This is a genomic window from Streptomyces sp. DSM 40868 (assembly GCF_011820545.1).
Classification (GTDB): Bacteria; Actinomycetota; Actinomycetes; order Streptomycetales; family Streptomycetaceae; genus Streptomyces; species Streptomyces eurythermus.
Genome location: NZ_CP050504.1, coordinates 4,961,573 through 4,987,196 on the forward strand (window position 1 = coordinate 4,961,573; position 25,624 = coordinate 4,987,196).

General features: G+C 72.0%; 28 protein-coding genes. 17 read left to right on the plus strand and 11 right to left on the minus strand.

The window, feature by feature from the left end; translation table 11 throughout:
• Window positions 1–198: 198 nt before the first annotated feature.
• The gene (gene rpsN, locus HB370_RS22600) at window positions 199–504 is read right to left on the minus strand and encodes a 30S ribosomal protein S14 (protein ID WP_030781788.1); all 306 of its coding nucleotides are present in this window, start codon (window positions 502–504) and stop codon (window positions 199–201) included.
• On the minus strand, window positions 504–740 hold the full coding sequence (gene rpmB, locus HB370_RS22605; protein ID WP_030606221.1) for a 50S ribosomal protein L28: 237 nt from the start codon (window positions 738–740) through the stop codon (window positions 504–506). Before rpmB ends, rpsN begins: the two co-directional genes overlap by 1 nt.
• A gap of 62 nt (window positions 741–802) precedes the next feature.
• Between rpmB and rpmG the strand changes: the two genes are divergently transcribed.
• The 5 genes from rpmG (at window position 803) to HB370_RS22630 (ending at window position 3,445) form a co-directional block, all read left to right on the plus strand.
• The gene (gene rpmG / locus HB370_RS22610) at window positions 803–967 is read left to right on the plus strand and encodes a 50S ribosomal protein L33 (protein WP_030606219.1); all 165 of its coding nucleotides are present in this window, start codon (window positions 803–805) and stop codon (window positions 965–967) included.
• An 8-nt stretch (window positions 968–975) separates the two neighbouring features.
• Window positions 976–1,230: a type B 50S ribosomal protein L31 gene (locus HB370_RS22615; RefSeq protein WP_030781785.1), complete on the plus strand. Its 255-nt coding sequence runs from the start codon at window positions 976–978 to the stop codon at window positions 1,228–1,230.
• Window positions 1,227–2,453: a GTP-binding protein gene (locus HB370_RS22620; protein ID WP_030781782.1), complete on the plus strand. Its 1,227-nt coding sequence runs from the start codon at window positions 1,227–1,229 to the stop codon at window positions 2,451–2,453. Before HB370_RS22615 ends, HB370_RS22620 begins: the two co-directional genes overlap by 4 nt.
• Window positions 2,453–2,686 (plus strand): 30S ribosomal protein S18, encoded by a 234-nt coding sequence (gene rpsR, locus HB370_RS22625; RefSeq protein WP_030781781.1) that lies wholly within the window; start codon window positions 2,453–2,455, stop codon window positions 2,684–2,686. The genes HB370_RS22620 and rpsR overlap by 1 nt, the downstream gene beginning before the upstream one ends.
• Before the next feature lie 489 nt (window positions 2,687–3,175).
• Window positions 3,176–3,445, plus strand: coding sequence for a DUF397 domain-containing protein (locus tag HB370_RS22630; RefSeq protein WP_030781778.1), 270 nt, complete (start codon window positions 3,176–3,178; stop codon window positions 3,443–3,445).
• A 110-nt stretch (window positions 3,446–3,555) separates the two neighbouring features.
• Here the strand turns inward: HB370_RS22630 and HB370_RS22635 are convergent, their stop codons facing one another.
• Window positions 3,556–4,029 (minus strand): ATP-binding protein, encoded by a 474-nt coding sequence (locus tag HB370_RS22635; protein WP_030781775.1) that lies wholly within the window; start codon window positions 4,027–4,029, stop codon window positions 3,556–3,558.
• Window positions 4,030–4,398: 369 nt separating this feature from the next.
• Between HB370_RS22635 and HB370_RS22640 the strand changes: the two genes are divergently transcribed.
• The 6 genes from HB370_RS22640 (at window position 4,399) to HB370_RS22665 (ending at window position 10,307) form a co-directional block, all read left to right on the plus strand.
• Window positions 4,399–5,223: a helix-turn-helix transcriptional regulator gene (locus tag HB370_RS22640; RefSeq protein ID WP_051753873.1), complete on the plus strand. Its 825-nt coding sequence runs from the start codon at window positions 4,399–4,401 to the stop codon at window positions 5,221–5,223.
• A gap of 95 nt (window positions 5,224–5,318) precedes the next feature.
• Window positions 5,319–6,779, plus strand: coding sequence for an aldehyde dehydrogenase family protein (locus HB370_RS22645; RefSeq protein ID WP_030781765.1), 1,461 nt, complete (start codon window positions 5,319–5,321; stop codon window positions 6,777–6,779).
• 116 nt (window positions 6,780–6,895) lie between these two features.
• Window positions 6,896–7,444 (plus strand): DinB family protein, encoded by a 549-nt coding sequence (locus HB370_RS22650; protein ID WP_030781762.1) that lies wholly within the window; start codon window positions 6,896–6,898, stop codon window positions 7,442–7,444.
• A 23-nt stretch (window positions 7,445–7,467) separates the two neighbouring features.
• Entirely contained in the window at window positions 7,468–8,109 is a 642-nt protein-coding gene (locus tag HB370_RS22655) for a PadR family transcriptional regulator (RefSeq protein ID WP_030781760.1), read from the plus strand.
• A 215-nt stretch (window positions 8,110–8,324) separates the two neighbouring features.
• Window positions 8,325–9,077 (plus strand): MerR family transcriptional regulator, encoded by a 753-nt coding sequence (locus tag HB370_RS22660; RefSeq protein ID WP_030781748.1) that lies wholly within the window; start codon window positions 8,325–8,327, stop codon window positions 9,075–9,077.
• Window positions 9,078–9,278: 201 nt separating this feature from the next.
• Window positions 9,279–10,307: a VTT domain-containing protein gene (locus tag HB370_RS22665; protein ID WP_030781745.1), complete on the plus strand. Its 1,029-nt coding sequence runs from the start codon at window positions 9,279–9,281 to the stop codon at window positions 10,305–10,307.
• Window positions 10,308–10,331: 24 nt separating this feature from the next.
• On the opposite strand, the gene HB370_RS22670 is transcribed toward HB370_RS22665, so the two are convergent.
• Window positions 10,332–11,993, minus strand: coding sequence for a threonine/serine exporter family protein (locus HB370_RS22670; RefSeq protein WP_030781741.1), 1,662 nt, complete (start codon window positions 11,991–11,993; stop codon window positions 10,332–10,334).
• 130 nt (window positions 11,994–12,123) lie between these two features.
• A complete protein-coding gene (locus HB370_RS22675) occupies window positions 12,124–12,615 on the minus strand; it encodes an inorganic diphosphatase (RefSeq protein WP_029381130.1) in 492 nt (163 codons plus the stop codon).
• A 124-nt stretch (window positions 12,616–12,739) separates the two neighbouring features.
• On the opposite strand from HB370_RS22675, the gene dacB reads away from it, so the two are divergent.
• From dacB to folE, 6 genes are all read left to right on the plus strand, one after another.
• Window positions 12,740–14,281, plus strand: coding sequence for a D-alanyl-D-alanine carboxypeptidase/D-alanyl-D-alanine-endopeptidase (gene dacB, locus HB370_RS22680; RefSeq protein WP_030781736.1), 1,542 nt, complete (start codon window positions 12,740–12,742; stop codon window positions 14,279–14,281).
• 115 nt (window positions 14,282–14,396) lie between these two features.
• A complete protein-coding gene (locus HB370_RS22685; RefSeq protein WP_030781734.1) occupies window positions 14,397–15,530 on the plus strand; it encodes a zinc-dependent metalloprotease in 1,134 nt (377 codons plus the stop codon).
• A 192-nt stretch (window positions 15,531–15,722) separates the two neighbouring features.
• On the plus strand, window positions 15,723–16,751 hold the full coding sequence (gene tilS / locus HB370_RS22690) for a tRNA lysidine(34) synthetase TilS (RefSeq protein ID WP_030781731.1): 1,029 nt from the start codon (window positions 15,723–15,725) through the stop codon (window positions 16,749–16,751).
• 125 nt (window positions 16,752–16,876) lie between these two features.
• Window positions 16,877–17,437: a hypoxanthine phosphoribosyltransferase gene (gene hpt, locus HB370_RS22695; RefSeq protein WP_030606186.1), complete on the plus strand. Its 561-nt coding sequence runs from the start codon at window positions 16,877–16,879 to the stop codon at window positions 17,435–17,437.
• Between the two features lie 196 nt (window positions 17,438–17,633).
• On the plus strand, window positions 17,634–19,673 hold the full coding sequence (gene ftsH / locus HB370_RS22700) for an ATP-dependent zinc metalloprotease FtsH (protein WP_030781728.1): 2,040 nt from the start codon (window positions 17,634–17,636) through the stop codon (window positions 19,671–19,673).
• Window positions 19,674–19,808: 135 nt separating this feature from the next.
• Window positions 19,809–20,414, plus strand: coding sequence for a GTP cyclohydrolase I FolE (folE, locus tag HB370_RS22705; protein ID WP_030781724.1), 606 nt, complete (start codon window positions 19,809–19,811; stop codon window positions 20,412–20,414).
• A 25-nt stretch (window positions 20,415–20,439) separates the two neighbouring features.
• On the opposite strand, the gene HB370_RS22710 is transcribed toward folE, so the two are convergent.
• The 6 genes from HB370_RS22710 to HB370_RS22735 form a co-directional block, all read right to left on the minus strand.
• Complete coding sequence (locus HB370_RS22710; RefSeq protein ID WP_030781720.1) at window positions 20,440–20,928, minus strand: DUF3180 domain-containing protein; 489 nt, start codon at window positions 20,926–20,928, stop codon at window positions 20,440–20,442.
• A gap of 78 nt (window positions 20,929–21,006) precedes the next feature.
• Window positions 21,007–21,618 (minus strand): 2-amino-4-hydroxy-6-hydroxymethyldihydropteridine diphosphokinase, encoded by a 612-nt coding sequence (folK, locus tag HB370_RS22715; protein ID WP_030781717.1) that lies wholly within the window; start codon window positions 21,616–21,618, stop codon window positions 21,007–21,009.
• Window positions 21,615–21,974: a dihydroneopterin aldolase gene (folB, locus tag HB370_RS22720; protein WP_030781712.1), complete on the minus strand. Its 360-nt coding sequence runs from the start codon at window positions 21,972–21,974 to the stop codon at window positions 21,615–21,617. The genes folK and folB overlap by 4 nt, the downstream gene beginning before the upstream one ends.
• A gap of 271 nt (window positions 21,975–22,245) precedes the next feature.
• The gene (locus tag HB370_RS22725) at window positions 22,246–22,779 is read right to left on the minus strand and encodes a nuclear transport factor 2 family protein (RefSeq protein WP_030781709.1); all 534 of its coding nucleotides are present in this window, start codon (window positions 22,777–22,779) and stop codon (window positions 22,246–22,248) included.
• On the minus strand, window positions 22,776–23,690 hold the full coding sequence (gene folP / locus HB370_RS22730; RefSeq protein WP_030781706.1) for a dihydropteroate synthase: 915 nt from the start codon (window positions 23,688–23,690) through the stop codon (window positions 22,776–22,778). The genes HB370_RS22725 and folP overlap by 4 nt, the downstream gene beginning before the upstream one ends.
• A gap of 94 nt (window positions 23,691–23,784) precedes the next feature.
• The gene (locus HB370_RS22735; protein WP_030781703.1) at window positions 23,785–25,596 is read right to left on the minus strand and encodes a phosphatidylglycerol lysyltransferase domain-containing protein; all 1,812 of its coding nucleotides are present in this window, start codon (window positions 25,594–25,596) and stop codon (window positions 23,785–23,787) included.
• Window positions 25,597–25,624 lie beyond the last annotated feature (28 nt).

Genomic DNA, 25,624 nt, shown 5'->3' on the forward strand with positions numbered 1-25,624 from the left:
CGCCCATGTCCGGTCGCCCGGCGGCTGCCAGGACGGCTCGCGCCCGGTCCGGTCGCCCGGCGGCTGCCAGGACGGCTCGCGCCCGGTCCGGTCGCCCGGCGGCTGCCAGAGCGGCCCGCGATCCGGCCGGGGCGTCCAGCGGTCAGTCGGCCGGCCCGCCCCCCCGCCCCCGTCACCCGCATCGAGCGGTGCGGGCCCTCACCAGGACGACTTGCGGACCCCGGGCAGGAATCCCTGGTGTGCCAGCGTCCGCAGGTTCACCCGGGACAACCCGAAGGCGCGCAGGTGGCCGCGCGGGCGGCCGTCGATCTGGTCGCGGTTGCGGACGCGCGTGGCGCTGGCGTCCCTCGGCTGTGCGCGCAGTTCCCGCTGGGCGGCGAGCCGTTCGGCCTCGGGCGTGGAAGGCCGGCGGATGATCTCCTTCAGCTCGGCGCGGCGCTCGGCGTACCGGGCGACGATCTCCCTGCGCCGTTCGTTCTTCGCGATCTTGCTCTTCTTCGCCATCAGACCCGTACCCCCCGGGCGCGGATGCGGGCGACGGCCGCCTCCACACCGATCGCGTCCACCGTCTTGACCGCCTTCGCGCTCAGCCGCAGCCGGACGTACCGGCCCTCGCCGGGCAGCCAGTAGCGCTTGGTCTGGATGTTGGGGTCGAAGCGGCGGGAGGTGCGCCGGTGGGAGTGGGAGACGCGGTTGCCGAAGCCCGGCCGGGCCCCGGTGAGCATGCAGTGCGCGGACATGGTGACGTAGCTCTCCTCGCAGCGAGTCAGCAAATGGAATTCATTTTCAGTAAGGTAGCAGCATGCCACGCAACGAGCTGCGCCCGGTCATCAAGCTCCGGTCCACCGCCGGGACCGGCTACACCTACGTGACCCGCAAGAACCGCCGCAACGACCCGGACCGCCTGACGCTGCGCAAGTACGACCCCGTCGCCGGCCGGCACGTCGATTTCCGAGAGGAGCGCTGAACTCCGCCATGCGCAAGGGAATCCACCCCGCCTACGGACCGGTCGTCTTCCGCGACCGCGCCGCCGGGCACGCCTTCCTCACCCGGTCGACCATGACGAGCGACAAGACGGTGGAGTGGGAGGACGGCAACACCTACCCGGTCGTGGACGTCGAGATCTCGAACGTCAGCCACCCCTTCTACACCGGCACCGCGCGCGTCCTGGACACCGCCGGACGCGTCGAGCGCTTCGAGCGCCGGTTCGGGAAGCGGGGCGGGAAGTGAGCCTGGCCGTGGCCGTCGTCGGCGGGCTGCACGCCGCGGCCCGCACGGCGGCCGTCGACCGGCTGCTCGCCGACGTACCCGGGAGCGTCGTCCTGCACCACGACCTGTCCACGGCCTCCGCCGGCCGGGTCGCGCGCACCGTCAGGGACCGCGACGGCATCGTGTCGCGCGGCGAGACGCCCCTGGTCAACGACTGTGCCTGCTGCGCGCTGCGCGAGGACCTGGTGCCCGAACTGCGGCGGCTGGCCGACGCGGGGAGCACCCGGCTGGCGATCGTCGAACTGTGGGACTCCGTCGAGCCGAAGGCGATGGCCGAGGTGATCACCTCCGGCGGCCTGACCGTCACGTCCGTGATCACGGCCGTGGACCCGGCGCTGGTGCTGCCCTACCTGGGCAACGGCGACGACCTCGCCGAGGCCGGGCTCGCCGCGGCGGCCACCGACCGGCGCACGGTCGCCGACACCTTCGCCCGGCAGCTGGAGTACGCGCCCGTGCTCGCCGTGGCCGACTCCCCGGAGGCCGACGACGAGGACATGGAGCTGCTGGCCCAGCTGCACCCGACGGCCCGCCGGGTGCCGATCGGCGCGGGCACCGGGGACGGTGAGCCGCCGACGCCGCCGACGCCGCCGACGCCGCCGGGGTCGACGGCCCGGCCGGTCCCGGGCGGTGCGGACGCCGGGGCCCAAGGGCCGCTCGCCCGGGCCGCCCTCGCCGGCTTCGACGTGGAGGCCGCCGCCGCCGCCCAGCACCCGGCCTGCGCGCTGCTGCCCCAGGAGGCCGACGACCACGGCGTCTCCACCCTGGTCTGGCACCGCCGCCGGCCCTTCCACCCGGAGCGGCTGTACGCGGCGCTGGAGGACCTGACCTGCGCCGCCGCCCGCAGCCGGGGCCGGTTCTGGCTCGCCGACAAGCCGGACGCGCTGCTGCACTGGGACGCGGCGGGCGGGGCACTGTGCGTGGAGAGCGCGGGGCCCTGGCTCGCCGCGCTGCCGGACGCGGCCTGGGAACTGGTGCCGCCGGTGCGCCGCGCCGCCGCCGCGCTGGACTGGCACCCCGAGCACGGCGACCGCTGCAACCACCTGGTGTTCACCTCGCCCGGCCTCGACCGCGAGGGACTGACCAGGCTGCTGGAGTCCTGCCTGCTCACCGACGCCGAGTACGCCGCCGGGCGGGACTCGTGGCGCCGGCTCCCGCCCGCCTTCGACACCCTGCTGGAGGTCTGATGCCCCGCAAGAGCGACCGCTCCTCCGTCCGCAACCGCCCCAACCCGCTGGACGAGGCCGGCGTCACCTACATCGACTACAAGGACACCGACCTGCTGCGGAAGTTCATCTCCGACCGCGGCAAGATCCGCAGCCGCCGCGTCACCCGGGTCACCGTCCGCCAGCAGCGGCAGCTCGCGCGGGCCGTCAAGAACGCCCGCGAGATGGCGCTGCTGCCGTACGCCGGCCGCTGAGCCCCCTCGCGCAGGCAGGCGCCGCCCTACGCTCCCCCGTAGGGCGGCGCCTGCCTCTTGCCGTACCCCCCGGTGGCCGCCCCGGAGCGCTACGCCGACCGGTACCGGATGATCTCCGTCACGTGTCCCGGTGCCCGCGTCCTCCTGTCGTAGCGGCGGATCGGCGGGTCTACGCCACCGGGCGGAGGCCGTCCCTCCGGTGGGCGGACGCCGTTCCGGCCAGTCCGCCGGGCCGATCGGTCGCCGGACAGGGGAACATGAGCGGTGCGGTACGCGTCTCTTCCCGTGCGGGGCGGGGCATGTCCTGCCTGCTCCGGGGCAGACGCCGGAGCGGCTCTGGTAAAGCACACGTCAAAGGTGTAATCACGGGAACACCGCTCGTGCACGTGCATCTGCTCATGCATCTGCACGTGAACAGAGTTATGATCCGGGTCAGTTGACCACAGCACCTATGGCCACACCAGCCAGTGCACCACCGGGGAGCGACCTGTGGACCGCGACGTTGACGGCGTGTACGGGGGGTACGACGTGTACAACGGCATGGCTGCCACGCAGCTGGACGGAGTGGCCTGGCAGAAGAGCAGGCACAGCAACTCGCAGGGTTCCTGCGTGGAGTTCGCGCGGCTGCCGGGCGGTGATGTCGCCGTGCGCAACTCGCGCTTCCCGGACGGGCCGGCGCTCGTCTACACGCGCGCGGAGATCGAGGCCATGCTCCTCGGGGTCAAGGACGGCGAGTTCGACCACCTGATCGCGAGCTGACACCCGGTTCGTCGACAGGGCACGACCCGCGTCACAACAGCGCGCGTACGCACCGGCGAGCCGCGGGTGTACGCGCGTAGAAACCGGGCGTGCGCCCGCGCCGTACGGGGTCAGCCCGCCGGGTGCATCCGGAACAGCGCCCAGACCACCTTGCCCTCGAGGGTGCCCGCGAGCGGGTGCCAGCCCCAGCTGTCGGCGAAGGAGTCGACGAGGAAGAGGCCGCGGCCCGACTCGGCCGAGAAGTCGTCCGAGTCCCTGGGGGCCGGCGTCTCGTGGCTCGGGTCGCGCACCGCGCACACCAGCCGCTCGCTCCAGCGCATCAGGTGCAGCCGCACGGACGGGAGGCCGTCGGTGGGACAGGGGTCCCCCGGCACCGCGTGGCGCAGGGCGTTGGTGACGAGTTCGGAGACGACGAGGCACACATCGTCGAAGCGGTCGCCGACGTCCCACCGGCCCAGGGTGTCGCGGGTGAAGCGCCGGGCCTCGCGCACCGCCTCGTAACGGGCGGGGAGGGCGCAGGAGGCGGCATCGGACACGGCCGCGGGATCCAGCGGCGGAAGGCCCTGCCGTAACGGCTTGAGCATGGTCGATCCATTCGTCCCCATGCGAGGCACTCCCGGGAATTCGCGGTCGTTGCGATGCAGCGGTGGCGCGGCACCCATGGTTTCGGAAGCGCAGAGCAGATGCAAGGGCAGATGCACGTGCACGCGGCCGAAATGGCACATCCCGTACCGCTTCTTGGCCATTTTTTCCGCCGACTTCGCCCAGGAAGCCGCCAGAGGTCCGGACCTCCTGCCCGGTCCGGGAAGGGTGGAAACGGCCGAGCTCTTTCCGTTTGCGTAACCGGGCGAGTACTGCTCGGAGTGTTTTAGTGGCAGACTTCGGCCCCTGGGAGACGGTTGGGGAGGCTGGCGAAAGTGAGCGCGGGAGAGCCCGGATCGGTGGTGCGGCGGATGCTGCTCGGCTCGCAACTCAGGCGACTGCGGGAAGCGCGGGGGATCACGCGCGAGGCGGCGGGATACTCGATCCGCGCCTCCGAGTCGAAGATCAGCCGCATGGAGCTGGGCCGGGTGAGCTTCAAGACCAGAGACGTCGAGGACCTGCTGACGCTCTACGGCATCACCGACGAAGCGGAGCGCGAGTCGCTGCTGTCCCTCGCCCGGGAGGCCAACGTGGCGGGCTGGTGGCACAGTTACACCGACGTCCTGCCCAGCTGGTTCCCCACCTATGTGGGCCTGGAGGGCGCCGCCTCGCTGATCCGGGTCTACGAGGTGCAGTTCGTGCACGGCCTGCTCCAGACCGAGGAGTACGCCCGCGAGGTGGTCCGGCGCGGCATGAAGGGGGCGAGCGCCGCCGACATCGAGCGCCGGGTCGCCCTGCGCCTGGAGCGGCAGCGGCACCTGCTCTCCGACAACGCCCCGGAGCTGCACATCGTCCTGGACGAGGCCGCCCTGCGCCGCCCCTACGGCGACCGGGACGTGATGCGCGGCCAGCTCCAGCACCTGATCGACATCTCCGGGCGGCCCAACGTGCGGCTCCAGGTCATGCCGTTCAGCTTCGGCGGGCACTCCGGGGAGAGCGGCGCCTTCACCATCCTCAGCTTCCCCGAGTCCGACCTGTCCGACGTGGTCTACCTGGAGCAGCTGACCAGCGCCCTCTACCTGGACAAGCGCGAGGACGTCGCCCAGTACGAGCAGGCCCTGAAGGAGCTCCAGCAGGACAGCCCCGGCCCGGACGAGAGCCGGGACCTGCTCCGCGGCCTCCTGCAACTCTCCTGACCCTGGAGGGCTCTCAACTCGCGGTACTCACCAGTACGATGACGTCCTGTCAGACACGGCGTAGATCTGGTGTCCGCTAGCGATTGAGGGATCACATGTCGTCCTACTTCAGCGACCTGGCCCAGCAGTACATCGACGGCGAGTGGCGCCCGGGCACGGGCTCCTGGGACGTCATCGACTTCGACCCCTACAACGACGAGAAGCTGGCCTCGATCACCGTGGCCACCGTCGAGGAGGTGGACCTGGCCTACCGGGCCGCCGCCCGTGCCCAGAAGGAGTGGGCGGAGACCAACCCCTACGCCCGGCGGGCCGTGTTCGAGCGCGCGCTGCGGCTGGTGGAGGACCGCGAGCAGGAGATAGCCGACCTGATCATCGCGGAACTGGGCGGCACGCGCGTGAAGGCCGCCTTCGAACTCCACCTCGCCAAGGAGTTCCTGCGCGAGTCGGTCCACCTCGCGCTGCGCCCCGAGGGCAAGATCCTGCCCTCCCCGGTCGACGGCAAGGAGAACCGCGTCTACCGCGTGCCGGTCGGCGTGGTCGGTGTGATCAGCCCGTTCAACTTCCCCTTCCTGCTGTCGCTGAAGTCGGTCGCCCCGGCCCTCGCGCTCGGCAACGGCGTGGTGCTCAAGCCGCACCAGAACACCCCGATCGCCGGCGGCACCCTGATCGCGAAGATCTTCGAGGACGCCGGGCTGCCCGGGGGCCTGCTGAACGTCCTGGTGACCGACATCGCCGAGATCGGTGACGCGTTCCTCGAGCACCCCGTCCCGAAGGTGATCTCCTTCACCGGCTCCGACAAGGTCGGCCGGCACGTCGCCACCGTCTGCGCCAAGCACTTCAAGCGCTCGGTCCTCGAACTCGGCGGCAACAGCGCGCTGGTGGTGCTGGACGACGCCGACATCGACTACGCGGTGGACGCGGCGGTCTTCAGCCGGTTCGTGCACCAGGGCCAGGTCTGCATGGCCGCCAACCGGGTCCTGGTGGACCGCTCCGTCCACGAGGAGTTCACCGAGAAGTTCGTCGCCAAGGTCAAGAGCCTGAAGGTCGGCGACCCGCGCGATCCGCAGACCGTGATCGGCCCGGTGATCAACTCCGCGCAGGCCGCCGCGATCTCCGGCACCGTCGAGCAGGCGCTCGCCGAGGGCGCCACCGCCCTGGTGCGCGGCGGCACGACCGACAACCTGGTCGAGCCGAGCGTGCTGACCGGCGTGCCGGCCGAGTCCCCGCTGCTCCAGCAGGAGGTGTTCGGCCCGGTCGTCTTCCTCATCCCGTTCGACGGCGAGGAGGACGCGGTACGGATCGTCAACGGCTCGCCGTACGGCCTGAGCGGCGCCGTGCACACCGGGGACATCGAGCGCGGTGTGGCCTTCGCCAAGCGGATCGACACCGGCATGTTCCACGTGAACGACGGCACCGTCCACGACGAGCCGATCGTGCCCTTCGGCGGGGAGAAGCACTCCGGCGTCGGCCGCCTCAACGGCGAGACCACGCTGGAGGCGTTCACCACCGTCAAGTGGATCTCGATCCAGCACGGCCGCAGCGGATTCCCGTTCTAACCGCGTCGGCTTTCCGCCCGGGGCCATTGCGGTCAGGATCTGACCGCAATGGCCCCTAGCGTCTTTCCCGTCGGGGCGAACGCCCCGGCGGACGGCCAGACGAGAGGCGGCGGGCCATGGTCATGCACGTGCCGGCGGAGGACAAGGGCGACGAGCGGGGAGCGCTGCTCGCGTTCATCGAGGAACAGCGCGGCGGGATCCGCAGGGCCCTGCTCGGACTGACCGAGGAGCAGGCCCGCAGCCGCCCGAGCGCGAGCGAGCTGTCCCTGGGCGGCCTGCTCAAGCACGTCGTCGAGGTGGAGCAGGGCTGGGTGGCCCGGGCCAGGCAGGAGCCGCCCGCCGTACAGCGGGACGCGTCGAACTGGCACGAGACGTTCCGGCTGACGGACGGCGAGACGGTCGCCGGGCAGCTGGCGTACTGGGAGCGGGTGGCCGGCGAGACCGAGGAGCTGATCCGCTCCGCGACCAGCCTGGACGACACCTTCCCGCTGCCGCCCGACCCGTGGTTCCCGCCCGAGGGCCGCGTCTCGCTGCGCTGGCTGTGCCTGCACCTGATCCGCGAGACGGCCCGGCACGCCGGCCACGCCGACATCATCCGCGAGTCGCTGGACGGCAGGACCGCGTTCGAGCTGGTGGCCCAGGCGCAGGGCGGCTCCCCGGCCTGATCGCGGGTCCTAACCTGGTCCCCATGTCAGCGATCCGTCTCCTCGTGCTGGGCGCGGTCCGTCAGCACGGCCGGGCCCACGGCTACCAGGTGCGCAACGACCTGGAGTACTGGGGCGCGCACGAGTGGTCCAACGCCAAGCCCGGCTCGGTCTACCACGCCCTGAAGCAGATGGCCCGGCAGGGACTGCTGCACGCGCACGAGACGGCGCCGTCCACGGCCGGCGGACCGCCGCGCACCGAGTACGAGATCACCGGCCGCGGCGAGGAGGAGTTCTTCCGGCTGCTGCGCGAGTCCCTGGTGTCCTACGACCAGAAGCCCGACGTCCGGTCGGCGGCCATCGGCTTCCTGGTCGAGCTGACCCGCGCCGAGGCCCTGGAGCTGCTGCGGGAGCGGATCCGCCGGATCGGGCGGTGGCGGGACTCCGTCACCGGGGAGTACCTCCCCGAGGGCGGCCCGCAGCAGCTCGGTCACATCGGCGAGATCATGCGCATGTGGCTGCACACGGCCGACTCCGACGCGGCCTGGACCCAGGGACTGATCGACCGTCTGGAGGCGGGCGCGTACACCTTCGCGGGGGAGGGCGAGCCGTTCGTCGGCGTCCTCGCCGAGGGTCAGGAGAACCCGTACGCGACGGGGGAGCGGCACCCGGAGGACGACCGCTGAGCGGCCCCGCCCCCGTGGCCGCCCGCGACCGGCTTGCACCTCACGCGACGTGAGGCCGCAGGGTGGACGGCGTACCGACCGAAGGAGCGGAAGAAGTGAGCCACCCCGTGGGACACCACAGGACCGTGGGGCACGACAGGACCGTGGGGCACCACAGGTCCGTGGGGCAGGACTGGCCCGCGGGAGAGGACCGGTCACCGGACCGGGTCTACTCCGTGGGGCAGGTCGCCGGGTTCGCCGGGATCACGGTGCGCACCCTGCACCACTACGACGAGATCGGACTGCTCGTGCCCGGCGCGCGCACCCACGCCGGGCACCGGCGCTACACCGACGCCGATCTCGACCGGCTCCAGCAGATCCTGTTCTACCGGGAGCTCGGCTTCCCGCTCGACGAGGTCGCGGCCCTGCTCGACGACCCGGACACGGACCCGCGCGCGCACCTGCGCCGCCAGCACGAGTTGCTGACCGCCCGGATCGAGAAGCTGCAGAAGATGGCCGCGGCCGTGGAGCACGCCATGGAGGCACGCAAGATGGGCGTCAACCTGACACCGGAGGAGAAGTTCGAGGTCTTCGGCGACTTCGACCCGGACGAGCACGCGGACGAGGTGGAGCGGCGCTGGGGCCACACCGAGGCATACCGGCAGTCGCAGCGCCGGACCGCCGGCTACACCAAGGAGGACTGGAAGCGGATCAACGCCGAGCTGGACGCGATCCACGGCCGGATGGCCGGCCTGCTCGCCGAGGGCGTGCCCGCGGACACGGAGCCGGCCATGGAGGTCGCCGAGGAGCACCGCCGGTTCATCACGGGCGCGTACTACGACTGCGGGCCCGAGCTGCACGCGTGCCTCGGCGAGATGTACGTCACCGACGAGCGGTTCACCGCCACGTACGAGGCCATCCGTCCCGGTCTGGCCCGTTACATGCGGGACGCGATCGTGGCGAACGCGGCCCGGCACAGCGCGTCCTGAGCGTCCCCGGCCCGGGAGCGCACGGGGTTCGCTCCCGGGCCGGAACCCCGCGAGTCCCCTGAGTCACACCTTTCTCAGGGGCCTCGCACAGGGCATCCTGGAGCCACCGGTGGAACCTGGGGCGGTCACCTCGCGTTGATAGCTTTGTGCGGCCGTACTTGGACGCCGTAGCCGCCCTCACCCCTTCAGGAGCCCGGACCCGTGATGACACTCGCCCTAGGCCCGAGCTGGCTCGATCCCAACTACCTGCTCGACACCTACAGCATCTGGGGCCTGCTGCTCATCGTCTTCGCCGAGTCCGGCCTGCTCATCGGCTTCTTCCTGCCGGGTGACTCGCTGCTGTTCACCTGCGGCCTGCTGATCACCTCCGGCGATCTGGACTTCCCGCTGTGGGGGGCGATCGCCCTGATCTGCCTCGCCGCGATCCTGGGCGACCAGGCGGGCTACATGTTCGGCAAGAAGGTCGGTCCGTCCCTGTTCAACCGCCCGGACTCCCGCCTGTTCAAGCAGGAGAACGTCACCAAGGCGCACGAGTTCTTCGAGAAGTACGGCCCGAAGTCCCTGGTCCTGGCCCGGTTCGTGCCGATCGTGCGTACGTTCACGCCGATCATCGCGGGCGTCAGCGGCATGCGGTACCGCTCGTTCCTGGTCTTCAACATCATCGGTGGCGTCCTGTGGGGGGCCGGCGTCACCCTGCTCGGCTCCTGGCTCGGCAACATCGCGTTCGTCAAGACCAACATCGAGGCGATCCTCATCCTGATCGTCCTCGTCTCCGTGATCCCGATCGCGATCGAGTTCCTGCGTGCCCGCGGCAAGGAGAAGAAGGCCGCCCAGGCCCGGCCGCAGCCCCAGCCGGTGCCGGCGCAGCAGCCCGCCTACCAGCGGCCCCAGCCGTCGTACGGGCAGCAGCCCCCGGTCATGGACGACGCCACGACCCAGTTGCGGCGCGTCCAGCCGGAGCAGCCGCACCACGAGGAGCAGCGGTACGAGCAGCCCGGCTACCAGCAGCAGCCGCAGCAGCAGGACTGGAACCGGCAGCAGGGCTACGACCAGTACTACGACGGGCAGCAGCAGTACCAGCAGCCGTACGACCAGCAGCAGTACCCGCAGCAGCAGAACTGGGACCAGCACCAGGGGTACGGGCAACAGCAGGGTTACGGGCAGCAGCAGGGCTACGACCAGCAGCAGTACGACGAGAACGGCTACCCGTACGACCAGCGCCGCCAGTAGCCCCGGGGCCCGGGCGTACGGCGCTCAGAATCCCCTGGTGCGCTTCGCTGCCCGGCGCTTCCCGGCGGAGCCGATGCGCAGGAACAGCCGGGAGATCTCCGACCCCAGGTTGACCCCGATGGCGATGGCCATGGCCAGTGACACGGCCTTGGCCAGCGACACCAGCCCCTTGTCGATGTCGTTCTGCGCTATGGACAGCAGCCCGAAGTAGGTCGCGGAACCGGGCAGCAGCGGCCCGATCGCGGCCGTGGTGTACGGCAGCGCGGAGGCGAACCGGTACCGGGCGAGCAGCTGCCCGAACAGGCCCACCAGGCCCGCCGCGACCGCCGTGGAGGCCACCGGTGAGATGTCGCCGGCGTAGCGCATCGCGCCGTACACCGACCAGGCGACGCCTCCGTTCAGGGTCACCCAGAGCACGGTGGAACGTTCCTGCTGGAGCAGGACGGCGAAGGTCAGGGACAGCAGCATCGAGGCCGCGATCTGGAGCAGCGGCTGTTCCGAGACCCGCAGCGCGGCCTCCGGGTCCAGCTCGCCGCCGATCTTCACGCCGAAGTACAGGACGGTCAGCACCCCGGTGACGATGCCGACGAAGAAGTACATGACCTCCAGCAGCCGCGCGGAGGCGGTGATGTAGAAGCCCGTCAGCCCGTCCTGCACCCCCGCGACCAGAGCCCGCCCCGGCAGCAGCGCGAACAGCCCACCGGTGATCACCGCCGAGCCCTGCACGTTCACATGGGCCAGGGTCAGCGCCACCCCGATCGCCGCGGGCGGCATCGCGGCCACCGTGAACTGGTAGAACTCCGGCAGCCCGCGCCCCGCGCACAGCCACGCCAGCCGGTCGCCGAGCATCGCGCCGACGGCCGCCGCGAGGAACACCACCGGGTCGCCCCGGCCCGCCACCAGCAGGGAGGCCGCACCGGCCAGCAGTCCGCCGGACAGGGTCAGCACCCAGCCGGGGTAGGGGTGCCGGTTGCGGCGGATCTCCGCCAGGCGCCGGTAGGCCTCCTCCAGGGAGACCTCGGTCTCCGGGTCGCTGAGGTCGTCCACGAGATGGAAGACGGCCGCCAGCCGGGTGTAGTCGGTGCCCCGCCGCCGCACCGTCCTGGACGCCGTCACCGGGTCCTCCACCAGCGACGGCTGGTGCGAGATCGACAGCAGCGTGAAGGTGACGTTCGGCTCGCACCGGTCCAGGCCGTAGGACCGGCACACCGCGAACATCGCGGCCTCCACGTCCTCCGCGCCCTCACCGCCGGCCAGCAGCAGCTCGCCGATGCGCAGGGACAGGTCCAGTACGCGCGGGACGGCCGGGCCGCCCTCCTCCTCGCGCTGCACCGGCTCCGGGGCCGGCCGCTCGGTCACCGGCATGCGCAGCATCGTGCGCATCCGGTCCTGCCAGGGCGCGTCCTTGATCAGGCTGACCAGCGGCACCCCGGTCGCCGGCGTGAACGCGGCCGGCGCCTCCTTGGCGCTGTAGGTGCGCGGCGGCGTGAACGCCGAGCCCTCCGGCTCGGCACCGGGCGGCTGCGGCGTCTGCAGCCCCTCCGGCACCGCGAACTCGGAGGTCGTCTCGCTCTCTCCGCCGGTCTTCGGGACATCGAGACCCTGGGGGATGGCGAACTCGGAGGTGATCTCCGGGTCGTACCGAGCCTCGTCCGACCGGGGCTTGCGGTCCTCCGCCTCCGTCACTTCGCACCGCTCCCTGCACCACACCTCGCGTAGCCCTCAGTATGCGCACACGTACCCCGAAGGGGCGCACGCGTGCACACACGCGAACGGGCCGCACGCCTGCGCGTGCGGCCCGTCCACCGAGCGGGGGTCAGTGACCGCCCTGCTCCTTGAAGCGCTTGTAGGACCGCTCGATCTCCGCCTCGGCGTCCGTCCGGCCCACCCAGTTGGCGCCCTCGACCGACTTGCCGGGCTCCAGGTCCTTGTACACCTCGAAGAAGTGCTGGATCTCCAGGCGGTCGAACTCCGACACGTGGTGGATGTCACGCAGGTGCTCCACACGCGGGTCGGTGGCCGGAACGCACAGCAGCTTGTCGTCGCCGCCCGCCTCGTCCGTCATCCGGAACATGCCGATCGCACGGCAGCGGATCAGGCAGCCCGGGAAGGTCGGCTCGTCCAGGATGACCAGCGCGTCCAGCGGGTCGCCGTCCTCGCCGAGGGTGTTCTCGACGAAGCCGTAGTCGGTCGGGTAGGCGGTCGAGGTGAAGAGACGACGGTCCAGGCGGATCCGGCCGGTCTCGTGGTCCACCTCGTACTTGTTCCGCGAACCCTTCGGGATCTCGATCGTGACGTCGAACTCCACCGGTGGCTCCTCCATGATCAGCACATAGTTCTGGTGGTTAAGTGTCCCTCACGCAGGTGTGTGATCGCGAAAGGGGCTGGTGGTCGTGCCAGAGCTGGGGCCTTGGCGAGCCGCGGGACCGCGGGTGGCGCGGCTCGCGAACGCCGTCCGACCGAGTCTCGCGCGCGCCGTGACGGCCGTGAAGCCGCGGCTCGCGCGGCTGCGGGCCGTGCGGACCGGCCCTGTGCACCTCCCCCGTCTCCCCCGTCCGCGCACCGTCCGGACCTGGCAGTACACCGCGGGCGCCGCCACCGCCGGCCTGGCGCTGGCCGCCGGTGCGGTGACCGTGGCCGGACCCTGGGACGCCTCGGGTCAGCGTACGGCCGAGCGGGACCGCGCCGCCGCCCTGGAGCGGACGGGTGGCGCAGATCACGGCCGGCCCGGTACGGCATCCCGGCCCGCGCCGAGCGCCGGACCCGTCCTGACCGGCCTGGGCGGCGTCACGGGCGCCGTGGGCACCAAACGGTCCGCGCCGGACGCTCAGGCCGTCTCCGACGCCCTGAAGCCCTTCCTGGACGCCCCCGAGCTCGGCGACAGCCACGCGGCGGCCGTCGTCGACGTCACGACCGGCGAACGCCTGTACGACGCCGACGGCGGCAAGGCCCTCGTCCCGGCCTCCACCACCAAGATCGCCACCGCCGTCGCCGCCCTGTCCGCCCTCGGCCCGGACCACCGCCTCACCACCCGCACCGCCCTGGAACCCGGCACCCGGAAACTCGTCCTGGTCGGCGGCGGCGACCCCACCCTCACCGCGCGCGCCCGCAGCGGCGGCTGGGCGAGCCTGCGGACGCTGGCCGCGGACACCGCGAAGGCCCTGCGCGAGCGCGGCATCGACAAGATCACCCTGTCCTACGACACCACCCTGTTCACCGGCCCCGCCCTGCACCCCATCGGCGTCAACGACAACCTCGCCCCGGTCAGCGCCCTGACCGCCGACGAGGGCCGCACCGACGACTCCGTCAGCGGCCCGGTGACCCGCGTCGGCGACCCGGCGGCGGACGCGGCGGCCCGGTTCGCCGGCTTCCTGAAGGAGGCCGGCATCACGACCACGCCCCCCGGCCCGTCCAAGGCCGGCACGCGCGCGCAGACCCTCGCCCGGGTCTCCTCGCCCCCGCTGTCCGCCCTGGTCGAGCGGATGCTGACCAACAGCGACAACGACATCGCGGAGGCCCTGGCCCGGCACACGGCCCTGGCCGGCGGACGTCCGGCGAGCTTCGCCGGCGGCGCCGAGGCCATCGCCACGCAGCTGCGGGGGCTGGGCCTGCCGACGGCGGGCGCCGTCTTCCGCGACGGCAGCGGCCTGGACCGCGCCGACCGGCTCACCGCCGACCTGCTGACCGGCCTCCTGGTCCGGGCGGCCGACCCGGACCGCCCCGGCCTGCGCCCGGTCCTCACCGGCCTGCCGGTGGCCGGCTTCACCGGCACCCTGAGCAATCGTTTCGCCGACGGCGCGTCCGGCGTCGTACGCGCCAAGACCGGCACCCTGACCGGCGTGAACACCCTCGCCGGCACGGTCGTGGACGACACCGGCCACCTGCTGGCCTTCGCCTTCCTGGCCTCCGGCACCACCGACCCCACACAGGCCCAGTCGGCCCTGGACGAGGCGGCGACGGCACTGGCGAGGTGACCGGGGCCGTCCGCCCCGGGCCCGCCGCACCACCGGGCGCCGGGGCGACCCCCTCGGCCCCTGCCGGCCCGCCACGGCCTGCCCCAAGCGGCAACGAGCACGTACGGTTGACAACATGACTGGCTTCGGTGGCACCGCATCTCCCGGGATGGTCGACTGGAACCTCGCGGTGGCGACCGCGACACGGCTCGTACGGCCCGGCCCCGACGTCAGCCGTGACGAGGCCAGGGCCGTCGTCGCGGAGCTGCGCCGGCACGCGAGGGCCTCGGAGGAACACGTCCGGGGCTTCACCCGCATGGGCACGGAGGAGACCCACGACACCCCCGTCCTCGTGGTCGACCGCCCCGGCTGGGTCCGCGCCAACGTCGCGGGCTTCCGGGAGATCCTCAAACCGCTGCTGGAGAAGATGCAGGAACGGCGCGGCGGCGGCCCGGGCGGCGCGGTCCTGGGCGCCGTCGGCGGCAAGGTCACCGGCGTGGAACTGGGCATGCTCCTGTCGTTCCTGTCCTCCCGGGTCCTCGGCCAGTACGAGACCTTCGCCCCCGCCGGCCGCGATCTGCCGGCCGGCCAGAACGGCGGCGGCCGGCTGCTGCTGGTGGCGCCCAACATCGTCCACGTGGAGCGCGAACTCGACGTCGAGCCGCACGACTTCCGCCTGTGGGTGTGCCTGCACGAGGAGACCCACCGCACCCAGTTCACCGCCGTGCCGTGGCTGCGCGACCACCTCGAGGGCGAGATCCAGTCGTTCCTCGCGGAGACCGACGTCGACCCGATGACCTTCCTGGAGCGCATCCGGGACGCCGCCCAGTCCCTGGCCGGCGGCCGCCCCGAGGGCGAGGAGGAGGACGGCGGGCGCTCCTTCGTGGAGCTGGTGCAGACCCCGGCCCAGCGGGAGATCCTCGGCCGGCTCACCGCCGTGATGTCGCTGCTGGAGGGCCACGCCGACTACGTCATGGACGGCGTCGGCCCCAGCGTCGTGCCGAGCGTCGCCGAGATCCGCGAGAAGTTCCAGCAGCGCCGCGCCAAGGGCGCCTCCCGCCTGGACGCGGCCCTGCGCAAGCTGCTGGGGCTGGATGCCAAACTGAGGCAGTACCGCGACGGCGAACGGTTCGTGCGAGCGGTCGTGGAACAGGTGGGCACCGACGGCTTCAACCGCGTGTGGACCTCGCCCAACACCCTTCCCACCAAGGCGGAGATCGCCAAACCGGCGGACTGGGTCGCGCGGGTGCACGGCAGGGCCGAGGGGTGAACGGCAGGGCGGAGTCGTGAAGGGAATCCGGCCGACGGCAGGCGAACGCCCCTCCAATCACCCGTCCGAGGGACCGTATGCCATGCGTAGGCGTGCGATGCTCGGGGAACGCCCCGGTTCTGTCACCATCTACACACTCTGAGTGACCGTCCCGGGCTCACCCCCCGGAAAACTTCATGAAGGGAACCGGACATGGGTCCCCATCCTGCGGTCGCGGCGATACGCCTGGCGGTCCGCCGCGTCCTCCACGACATCCTGAACGACCAGACCTCCCGCGCCCCCGCGGGCCGGACGGCCGAGCGGCTCCCCTCCCCGCTCGTCCTCGTCGCGTGCTCCGGCGGCGCCGACTCCATGGCCCTCGCCTCCGCCCTCGCCTTCGAGGCCCCCAAGCTCGGCGTCCGCGCCGGCGGGGTCACCGTCGACCACGGCCTCCAGCCCGGCTCCGACCTCCGCGCCGAAGAGGTCGTCGTGCGGCTGCGCGAGCTGCGCCTCGACCCGGTCGAGTCCGTCGCGGTGACCGTAGGCCGCGAGGGCGGCCCCGAGGCCGCCGCCCGGGACGCCCGCTACGCCGCCCTGGACGCCGCCGCCGAACGCCACGGCGCCACCGCGATCCTGCTCGGCCACACCCGCGACGACCAGGCCGAAACCGTCCTGCTCGGGCTCGCCCGCGGCTCCGGCATCCGCTCCCTGTCCGGCATGGCCGCGGTCTCGGGGGCCGGCGGCCGTTACCGGCGGCCCTTCCTGCACCTGGACCGCCAGACCGCCCGCAAGGCCTGCATGGTCCAGTCCCTGCCGGTCTGGGACGACCCGCACAACGCCGACCCGGCCTACACCCGCTCCCGCCTCAGGCACGAGGGGCTGCCCGCCCTGGAGAAGGCCCTCGGCAAGGGCGTGGTGGAGGCGCTGGCCCGCACCGCCCAGCTCTCCCGCGACGACGCCGACGCCCTGGACACCTGGGCCAGGCAGGCCGAGACCTCCGTACGGGACGCGGCCGGCCTGCTGGAGTGCGCCAAGCTGTACGCCCTGCCGCCCGCCGTGCGCCGCCGGATCCTGCGCCGCGCGGCCATCGAGGCCGGAGCCCCGGCCGGTGCGCTGTTCGCCCGCCACATCGAGGAAGTCGACCGCCTGATCACCGGCTGGCGCGGCCAGGGAGCCATCAATCTCCCGGGCCGAGTCGTCGCCCAGCGGCAGGGTGGCAGACTGGTGATTCGGCAAGGCTGACGACCGGCCCCCACGGAGTGCCCGCATCCGGTGCCCTCCGGCGGGCCGGGCGGCCCCCGGGGCCGTACACGCGGCCGGAGCCGGTGGCCGCACACGCGGCCGTAAGTGCGGGACGACCGAAAGTGATGCGGGTGGACGCGAAAGACATGGGTGCCGACCTCCAGCGGGTGCTCATCACCAAGGAAGAGATCGACGCGAAGCTGGCCGAGCTGGCCGCGAAGATCGACGCGGAGTACGCGGGCAAGGACCTGCTGATCGTCGGCGTCCTCAAGGGCGCGGTGATGGTCATGGCGGACCTCGCCCGGGCGCTGTCCACCCCCGTCACCATGGACTGGATGGCCGTGTCCTCCTACGGCGCGGGCACCCAGTCCTCCGGTGTGGTCCGCATCCTCAAGGACCTCGACACCGACATCAAGGGCCGGCACGTCCTGATCGTCGAGGACATCATCGACTCCGGCCTGACCCTGTCCTGGCTGATCAACAACCTCGGCTCGCGCGAGCCCGCCTCCCTGAAGGTGTGCACGCTGCTGCGCAAGCCGGATGCCGCCAAGGTCGCCATCGACGTCGAGTGGGTCGGCTTCGACATCCCGAACGAGTTCGTCGTCGGCTACGGCCTCGACTACGCCGAGAAGTACCGCAACCTGCCGTTCGTGGGTACGCTCGCGCCTCACGTCTACGGCGGCTGAGCCACTCGGCCCAAGCCCTGTAGGACGATCGGGAACCCCAGCGGGTTCCGCGCCGTTGAAGCAAGCGGAGACGGGTTTTCCCAGCCGTCGAATCGGCTCCGTGCGGCTTCGGGCAACAATGCTGGGGTACCGTCAGAAGAACTGTCTTATCAAACTCACTATGGCAGGAGGGACGGGGCGGCACCGCTCCGTATGGATGGACGTGAAGCGATACTTCCGTGGGCCGGTCATGTGGATCGTGCTGGCCGTCCTTGCCGTGGTCGTGTTGATGCAGGTCGTCGGCTCGTCCGGCGGCTACAAGACGGTGGACACCGGCCAGGTCGTGGCGGCGATCAACGCGAACAAGGTCGAGTCGGCCAAGCTCACCACCGGTGACGAGCAGAGCATCAAGGTCACGCTGAAGGACGGCTACAAGGTCGAGGGCAGCTCGAAGATCCAGGCGAGCTACATCGGCGACCAGGGTGTGCAGCTCGCCGGCACGCTGCAGACCAAGTACCAGGAAAAGCAGATCACGGACGGCTACACGGTCTCGCCGTCCAAGCAGAACCCGTTCGTCGGCGTCCTGCTGTCCCTGCTCCCCTTCGTCCTGATCGTGGTCGTCTTCCTGTTCCTGATGAATCAGATGCAGGGCGGCGGCTCCCGGGTCATGAACTTCGGCAAGTCCAAGGCGAAGCTCATCACCAAGGACACCCCGAAGACGACCTTCTCCGACGTCGCCGGCTGTGACGAGGCCGTCGAGGAGCTCCAGGAGATCAAGGAGTTCCTCCAGGAGCCGGCCAAGTTCCAGGCCGTCGGCGCCAAGATCCCCAAGGGCGTGCTGCTCTACGGCCGCCCGGGTACCGGCAAGACCCTGCTCGCGCGCGCCGTGGCGGGCGAGGCGGGCGTCCCGTTCTACTCGATCTCCGGTTCCGACTTCGTCGAGATGTTCGTCGGTGTCGGTGCCTCCCGGGTGCGTGACCTGTTCGAGCAGGCCAAGGCGAACGCCCCGGCGATCGTCTTCGTGGACGAGATCGACGCGGTCGGCCGCCACCGCGGCGCCGGCCTCGGCGGCGGTCACGACGAGCGCGAGCAGACCCTGAACCAGCTGCTGGTCGAGATGGACGGCTTCGACGTCAAGGGCGGCGTCATCCTGATCGCCGCCACCAACCGGCCGGACATCCTCGACCCGGCGCTGCTGCGCCCGGGCCGCTTCGACCGGCAGATCGCGGTCGACCCGCCGGACCTCCAGGGCCGTCTGGAGATCCTCAAGGTCCACCAGAAGGGCAAGCCGGTCGCGCCGGACGTCGACCTGTCCGCCGTGGCCCGCCGCACCCCGGGCATGACCGGTGCCGACCTCGCCAACGTGCTGAACGAGGCCGCGCTGCTCACCGCCCGCGGCGACCAGAAGCTGATCGACAACAAGGCGCTGGACGAGGCGATCGACCGCGTGGTCGCGGGCCCGCAGAAGCGGACCCGGATCATGTCGGACAAGGAGAAGAAGATCACCGCGTACCACGAGGGCGGTCACGCCCTGGTCGCGGCGGCCTCGCCGAACTCCGACCCGGTCCACAAGATCACGATCCTGTCCCGCGGCCGTGCCCTCGGTTACACGATGGTCCTGCCCGACGAGGACAAGTACTCGACCACCCGCAACGAGATGCTCGACCAGCTCGCCTACATGCTGGGCGGCCGGGCGGCCGAGGAACTGGTCTTCCACGACCCGACCACCGGTGCCGCGAACGACATCGAGAAGGCCACCAACCTGGCCCGCGCGATGGTCACGCAGTACGGCATGACCGAGCGTCTCGGCGCGATCAAGTTCGGCGGCGACAACAGCGAGCCGTTCCTCGGCCGTGAGATGGCGCACCAGCGGGACTACTCGGAAGAGGTCGCCGCGCTGGTCGACGAAGAGGTCAAGAAGCTCATCGAGACCGCGCACAACGAGGCCTGGGAAATCCTGGTCGAGAACCGCGACGTGCTCGACAACCTCGTTCTCCAGCTGCTGGAGAAGGAGACCCTGGGCAAGGAGGAGATCGCCGAGATCTTCGCCCCCATCGTCAAGCGCCCGCCGCGGCCCGCCTGGACCGGCTCCTCGCGCCGCACCCCGTCCACCCGTCCGCCGGTGCTCTCCCCGAAGGAGCTGGCACTGACCAACGGCGCGAACGGCGCGACGGCGTCGATCAGCACCGCGAAGTCGACGGCGGCGGAGTCCGCCCCGGTGACGGACCAGTCCCCGGAGGACCGCTCCGACGGCTGATCGGCCCGCGGACGCACGGCCCGGAATGAATGCCGCGACCCCCAGGTTCTAGCCTGGGGGTCGCGGCATTTCGCATGTCCGCAGTTTCGGCAAGGCGAGACAGACGCGCGTCATGGCGCGGGAACGAGGAACCACATGACCGACCCGGTGACGCTGGACGGCGAGGGCCGCATCGGCGAATTCGACGAGAAGCGCGCCGAGAACGCCGTGCGGGAGCTGCTGCTCGCGGTCGGGGAGGACCCGGACCGCGAGGGGCTCAAGGAGACGCCGGCCCGGGTCGCGCGAGCCTACCGGGAGATCTTCGCCGGCCTGTGGCAGCGGCCGGAGGACGTGCTGACGACGACGTTCGACCTCGGGCACGACGAGATGGTCCTCGTGAAGGACATCGAGGTGTACTCGACCTGCGAGCACCACCTGGTGCCGTTCCGGGGCGTCGCCCACGTCGGCTACATCCCGTCCGAGACCGGCAAGATCACCGGGTTGTCCAAGCTGGCCCGTCTCGTCGACGTCTACGCCCGCCGGCCGCAGGTGCAGGAGCGCCTGACCACGCAGATCGCGGACTCCCTGATGGAGATCCTGGAGCCGCGGGGTGTCATCGTCGTCGTCGAGTGCGAGCACATGTGCATGTCGATGCGCGGCATCCGCAAGCCGGGCGCGAAGACCATAACGTCCGCCGTGCGCGGTCAGCTGCGCGATGTCGCCACGCGCAACGAGGCCATGAGCCTCATCATGGCGCGCTGAGCCGCCCGCCGGGCGCGGCGGGCGGTCAGGCCGCCGGCTGCGCCCCCGGAGGGTTCTGGTCGTCGTCCTCGGGGAGCCGGCACACCCGCTCCAGGAACAGGGCGGCCGCTATCACGCCGAAGCCGGCCAGGGCCGAGAATCCGGCGTAGATCGCCTGGTCGCGGCGGGCCGGGAAGTCCAGCAGCTCCAGCAGGAAGACGCCCGTGCCGCCGTACATGCCGGCGACGAGGGCCGCGACCAGGGCGCTGGCCTGGCCGAAGACGACCGCCCGGGCGGCCATCAGCGGATCGACGCCCTTGGCGCCGGGCCGGCGCTCACGCTGGGCCTTCAGCCGGGCGCGCAGCGAGAGCGCCGTGGAGAGCAGCACCACCGCGATCAGCGCGAGGACCACGGGGGCGGCCAGGGGGACGCTCGGGAGGGTCCCGATCGAGTTCCAGAGGCGGGCGCCCGCCCAGGACAGGACGCCGGCCACGACGAACACGCCCGCCAGCACCCTGATGCGCAGCTCTCTCACGGTGTCCCTTCAGTTGTTCCCCCGGACCGTCCCGGACGGTGGTCGTTCTTCGGTCCCGACCCGCCTCGACCTTAACGACTACTCGGGCAGCCGGAGTTCCAGGTCCTTCCGGTGCGCCACACCCTCACGGGTGATCGCGGACAGCAGTTCGGCGACCGTGCCACGGCCGGGGAGCTGGGCCTGGGGGTCCACGTCGTGCCAGGGCGCCAGCACGAAGGCGCGCTCGTGGGCGCGCGGATGGGGCAGGGTGAGCTGCGGGTCGTCCGAGGTGACGTCGGCGTACGCCACGATGTCGACGTCCAGTGTGCGCGGGCCCCAGCGCTCGTCCCGCACGCGGTGGAAGGCCTCTTCGACGGCGTGCGCCCGCTCCAGCAGGGAGGCGGGGGGCAGGGTCGTCTTCAGCACCACGACCGCGTTGAAGTACGACGGCTGGCTGCCGGGCTCCACGCCCCACGGCTCGGTCTCGTACACCGGCGAGACGGCCTTCACCCGCACGCCCGGGGTGTCCTCCAGGGCGTCCACGGCCCCCTGGAGGGTCTCCAGGCGGTTGCCGAGGTTGGAGCCGAGGGAGATCACGGCCCACTGGGGGTTGTGCAGGGTGGTGTCGGCGGCGTCCACCTTCTCGACGACCGAGACGGGTACCGGCTGGACGGTCGGGTCGCTGTGACCCTGGCGGAAAGGTCGGGTCATACTCGGCTCCGGGTGATGGTGACGGTCACGTCGTCGAAGGGGACGGTGATCGGCGCGTCCGGCTTGTGGACGCACACCTCGACCTCCTGAACCCCTTCGTGCTTCAGGCAGGTCCGGGCGATCCGCTCGGCGAGGGTCTCGATGAGGTTCACCGGCTCGCCCTCGACCACGGCCACGACCTCCTCGGCCACGATGCCGTAGTGCACGGTCTTCGTCAGGTCGTCGTCGGCCGCGGCCGGCCGGGTGTCCAGACCGAGGACGAGGTCCACGATGAAGGTCTGGCCGTCCTCGCGCTCCTTGGGGAACACCCCGTGGTGCCCACGGGCCTTGAGGCCGCGCAGCGCGACACGATCCACGCGAATCACTCCTGCAGTCGTCGGGAAGGACCGGCCCGTGCCGCGTGCGGGCGGCACACCGGTCTGGAGACGAATCTACCTGCGGGCACCGACAGCGCCCGGCCGCGGGGGCGCGGGTGCGGGCCGGAACCCGGAGGGTTCACCGCGGGTTTCCCCTGGGGAACCCGGCCGTGTCAGGGGCCGGTAGCCGCTTCTACCCGGGGGTAGGTGATTCCAACCACGTGTCCGTCTCCCGGACGGTCCGCCGCCCGGGGCCGGGTGGGGCGGCCGGTCAGGCGAGGGGGCCGTCGTCCGGGTGCGGGCCGTTCGCACCGGTGTCGTCGTCGTCCTCGGCGGTCTCGGCCAGGACGGGGGAGGCGTGGTGCGACCACAGCTTCCAGCCCGAGGGGGTGCGCCGGAACACGTTCGTGGCGACGACGAGCTGGCCGAGCAGCGGCCCCAGCTCCGCGCCCTCCTCCGGTGCGGGTCCGCCGCTGAGGATGTTCTCGGTGCAGGTCACCAGCGCGGTGTCGCCGGTCACGGAGACGTGCACATCGGTGAGGAAGAACTGGATGTAGTCGGTGTTGGCCATGATCAGGGCGTACGACCTGAGGACCTCGCCGCGGCCGGTCAGCACCGGCCAGCCGGGGTGCACGCAGGAGATCACGCCGGTGTCCGCGGGGTCGTGGTACGTCTCGTCCACGCCCAGTTCCGCGGGCGTCAGCCAGAGCGCGGAGACCTCTTCGAAGTCGCCGCGTTCCAGTGCCTCGTAGAAGGCGGTGTTGGCGGCTTCCACCTGCTCGACGTCGGTGTGGGGGGCGCTCACCGGGCTCCTTCCGGCCCGCGCTCGCCGTCCGCGCCGTGCGTGCGCTTCGTGCCGCGCGCCTCGTCCACGGCCCGGGCGACCCGTACCGCGTCCGCCGTGGCGCGTACCTCGTGGACGCGCACCGCCCACGCGCCGGCGTGCGCGGCGAGTGCGGAGACGGCGGCCGTGGCCGCGTCCCGTTCCCGGGCCGGCGGGGGCGGGCCCTCCGGTCCGGCCAGCACCCGGCCGAGGAACCGCTTGCGGGAGGCGGCGACCAGCAGCGGGTGACCGAGGCCGCGCAGCCGGTCCAGGTGGGCGAGGAGGGCGAGGTCGTGCTCGGCCTCCTTGGAGAAGCCCAGGCCCGGGTCGACGACGACGCGGTCCGGGGCGACGCCGCCGGCCAGCACGGCCTCCACGCGCGCGTGCAGCTCCTGGACGACTTCGGCGACCACGTCCGTGTAGACGCCCTTGACGTTGCCGCCCTGGAGGAAGCCGCGCCAGTGCATGACGACGAAGGGGGCGCCCGCGGCGGCCACCACCGGGATCATCGCGGGGTCGGCCAGGCCGCCGCTGACGTCGTTGACGAGGGCGGCACCGGCCGCGAGGGACTGTTCGGCGACGGAGGCGCGCATGGTGTCGACGGAGACGACGACCCCCTCGGAGGCCAGGCCGCGCACCACGGGCACCACCCGGCGCAGCTCCTCGGCCTCGTCCACGCGGGTGGCGCCGGGCCGGGTGGACTCGCCGCCCACGTCGACCAGGTCCGCGCCCTGGGCGACCAGGTCCAGGCCGTGCTTGACGGCGACGGTGGTGTCGAACCAGCGGCCGCCGTCGGAGAAGGAGTCGGGGGTGACGTTCACGACCCCCATGACCGCGCACCGGTCCCATGCCGGAAGGCCGGCCACCCGGCCGCGCCCGCTGATGCTGTTCATACGTTCAGCGTAGGCCCAGGCCGGTGCCGGGAACGCGCTGCGGCCCCCTCGGCGAGGGGGCCGCCGGCGGGCCGGGGCGTCCGGTGCGCGGTGCTCAGGCGGCCCGGACGTCCCGCTCGCCCACGTGCCCGCACGGGCGTCCGGGCGCGGGGCGGCGCCGGCGCAGGAAGCGCGGCAGCGGCACGGCGAGGTCGACGAAGCCCTCGGCCTGCATGGCGGCGAAGCCGATGCGGGGCAGGTCGGCGGGGGCCCGGTAGACCACGAACCGCGGCTCCCAGCGCGGCTGGAACTTGGCGTTGAACTTGTACAGCGACTCGATCTGGAACCAGCGCGAGAGGAACACCAGCAGCCCGCGCCAGGCGCGCAGCACCGGACCGGCGCCGATCTTCTCCCCGCGCGCGAGGGCCGAGCGGAACATCGCGAAGTTCAGCGAGACCCGGGTGATGCCGAACTTGGGAGCGGCCTGGAGGGCGGCGACGATCAGCAGCTCGTTCATGCCCGGGTCGGCGGCGCGGTCGCGGCGCATCAGGTCCAGCGAGACGCCGTCCTTGCCCCACGGTACGAAGTGCAGGATCGCCTTCAGATCGCCGTACTCGCCCGGCTCGTCGTCCTGCTTGTGCGCGGTGGCGATCAGACAGTCGCCGTCGGCCGGGTCGCCGATGCGGCCGAGCGCCATGGAGAAGCCGCGCTCGGTGTCCGTGCCGCGCCAGTCCTCCGCAGCCCGGCGGATCCGCTCCAGCTCGGCCTCGCCGAGGTCACGGATGCGCCGCACCCGGGTTTCGTAGCCGGCCCGCTCGATGCGCTTGACCATCTGGCGCACATTGCGCATCGCGCGTCCGGCGAGCGAGAAATCCGCCACGTCCACCACCGCCTCGTCGCCCAGTTCCAGGGCGTCCAGGCCGGTCTCGCGGGTCCACACCTCGCCGCCGGTCTCCGAGCAGCCCATGACGGCGGGCGTCCAGGAGTGGGCCCGGGCCTCGTCCATGAAGCGCTCGATGGCGCCCGGCCAGGCCTCGACGTCCCCGATGGGGTCGCCGCTGGCGAGCATCACCCCGGAGACGACCCGGTAGGTGACCGCGGCCTTGCCGCTCGGCGAGAACACCACCGCCTTGTCGCGGCGCAGCGCGAAGTGGCCGAGCGAGTCGCGCCCGCCGTGCCTGGCCAGCAGGGCGCGCAGCTTCTCCTCGTCCTCCTCGGTGAGGCGGGCGGCCGGGTGCTCCGGGCGGAAGGCCAGGTAGATGGTGGTCACGGCGGTGATCCAGCCGAGCGCGCCGAGGGAGAAGGCGACCGTCCAGGACGTGTTGCCCTGGTAGTCGACCGGGCCCTCGAAACCGAACAGGCCGTAGATGACGTGCGTCAGCCGGTCGGCCAGGCTCGGGTCGCCGATCGTCCGGCCCGGATGGACGCTGACGATGACGAGCCCGAGGAGGACCGAACCGGCGCTCATCAGAACGAAGTTGGCGAGGGCGCGCCACCGGCTGCGCGGATCGGGCAGGGCGGCGAACTGGTCCCGGTGGCGCAGCAGCGGCACCAGCAGGGCGACCGCGATGAGCGCGCCGACGAGCGAGTGCCGGTACGCGAACTGTGCCGCCGCGCCCGCCGGGAGCAGCGCCACCGCGGCCCGCCAGGCCCGGCGCTTGCGCCGCTTGAGCCCGTGCGCGAGCAGCAGCAACAGCACGCCCGCGCTGAGCGAGAGCGCCGCCGCGAACGGCCCGAACGAGCCGGGCAGCACCTCGGCCAGGGCGTGCATACGGCTGTGCCGGAAGCGCGGGAAGACACCCGCGGCGATGTCCAGGAGGCCCACGAGCGTGGCCGCCCGGCCGACCAGAACGGGAACGGCCTCGGGGCGCGGCCCGCGCAGCAGGCGCCGCCCGCGGCTGGACCGACTCGGAACCCCGCCCGACACTTCCCCATCTATCCTGACAGACATCGCA

What these genes read in the sequence shown, in the direction of transcription:
- HB370_RS22640 (WP_051753873.1), top strand. Translation starts at nt 4,399, where the DNA reads ATGCTGCTCGGCTCGCAACTCAGGCGACTGCGGGAAGCGCGGGGGATC.
- HB370_RS22650 (WP_030781762.1), top strand. Translation starts at nt 6,896, where the DNA reads ATGGTCATGCACGTGCCGGCGGAGGACAAGGGCGACGAGCGGGGAGCG.
- folK (WP_030781717.1), bottom strand. Translation starts at nt 21,618, where the DNA reads ATGACCCGACCTTTCCGCCAGGGTCACAGCGACCCGACCGTCCAGCCG.
- tilS (WP_030781731.1), top strand. Translation starts at nt 15,723, where the DNA reads ATGGGTCCCCATCCTGCGGTCGCGGCGATACGCCTGGCGGTCCGCCGC.
- folE (WP_030781724.1), top strand. Translation starts at nt 19,809, where the DNA reads ATGACCGACCCGGTGACGCTGGACGGCGAGGGCCGCATCGGCGAATTC.
- ftsH (WP_030781728.1), top strand. Translation starts at nt 17,634, where the DNA reads ATGGACGTGAAGCGATACTTCCGTGGGCCGGTCATGTGGATCGTGCTG.
- HB370_RS22685 (WP_030781734.1), top strand. Translation starts at nt 14,397, where the DNA reads ATGACTGGCTTCGGTGGCACCGCATCTCCCGGGATGGTCGACTGGAAC.
- HB370_RS22635 (WP_030781775.1), bottom strand. Translation starts at nt 4,029, where the DNA reads ATGCTCAAGCCGTTACGGCAGGGCCTTCCGCCGCTGGATCCCGCGGCC.
- HB370_RS22645 (WP_030781765.1), top strand. Translation starts at nt 5,319, where the DNA reads ATGTCGTCCTACTTCAGCGACCTGGCCCAGCAGTACATCGACGGCGAG.
- rpsR (WP_030781781.1), top strand. Translation starts at nt 2,453, where the DNA reads ATGCCCCGCAAGAGCGACCGCTCCTCCGTCCGCAACCGCCCCAACCCG.
- folP (WP_030781706.1), bottom strand. Translation starts at nt 23,690, where the DNA reads ATGAACAGCATCAGCGGGCGCGGCCGGGTGGCCGGCCTTCCGGCATGG.
- HB370_RS22615 (WP_030781785.1), top strand. Translation starts at nt 976, where the DNA reads ATGCGCAAGGGAATCCACCCCGCCTACGGACCGGTCGTCTTCCGCGAC.
- HB370_RS22655 (WP_030781760.1), top strand. Translation starts at nt 7,468, where the DNA reads ATGTCAGCGATCCGTCTCCTCGTGCTGGGCGCGGTCCGTCAGCACGGC.
- rpmB (WP_030606221.1), bottom strand. Translation starts at nt 740, where the DNA reads ATGTCCGCGCACTGCATGCTCACCGGGGCCCGGCCGGGCTTCGGCAAC.
- rpsN (WP_030781788.1), bottom strand. Translation starts at nt 504, where the DNA reads ATGGCGAAGAAGAGCAAGATCGCGAAGAACGAACGGCGCAGGGAGATC.
- hpt (WP_030606186.1), top strand. Translation starts at nt 16,877, where the DNA reads ATGCGGGTGGACGCGAAAGACATGGGTGCCGACCTCCAGCGGGTGCTC.
- rpmG (WP_030606219.1), top strand. Translation starts at nt 803, where the DNA reads ATGCCACGCAACGAGCTGCGCCCGGTCATCAAGCTCCGGTCCACCGCC.